Annotated in this window: 1 pseudogene; it reads right to left on the bottom strand. The window is 62.4% G+C overall.

The window, feature by feature from the left end:
* Positions 1-341: pseudogene (locus VSR82_RS40085) on the bottom strand (glycoside hydrolase family 19 protein); the annotation flags it as partial.
* Positions 342-412 lie beyond the last annotated feature (71 nt).

The following is a 412-nucleotide window of genomic DNA, read 5'->3' as shown; positions in this document are numbered from 1 at the left end:
TCCACGCTTGCTTCGCTGACCGGATAGTCCTGGTTGGCGCGATACGCGATCAGCACACCGTCCGCGATGCAGCGTAGTCCCGCGTCGAGGTCGAGCGCCTGCCCCGCGCCCGCCTCCGTGATGTGGATGCCACCGTGCCACATGCCCTTGCGGCTGACGAGATACGAGCCGGACGGCTCGTTCGTGGCAAGAAGGCGGTAAATGTCATGCTCGTCGGTGAAACGGGTGGATGCACTGGCATTGCCTTGCGCCTTGCGCAGAAACGGAAAGGCAAAGGCCAGTTGTTTGAGGACGGGAGGTTGCGGCGTCTGCGGGCGGTGAGGTGCCGGTTTGCTCGTCATGGATTCGGTGCTCTCCCGTTTAGCTGAGGTCGCACCACCTTATGACGAGCCCAAACTCAGCCTCAATACGG

The organism is Burkholderia sp. JPY481 (assembly GCF_038900515.1).
GTDB lineage: Bacteria > Pseudomonadota > Gammaproteobacteria > Burkholderiales > Burkholderiaceae > Paraburkholderia > Paraburkholderia youngii.
The sequence above is the reverse complement of the archived record's forward strand: the minus strand, read 5'-3'. Positions and strand labels throughout refer to the sequence as shown.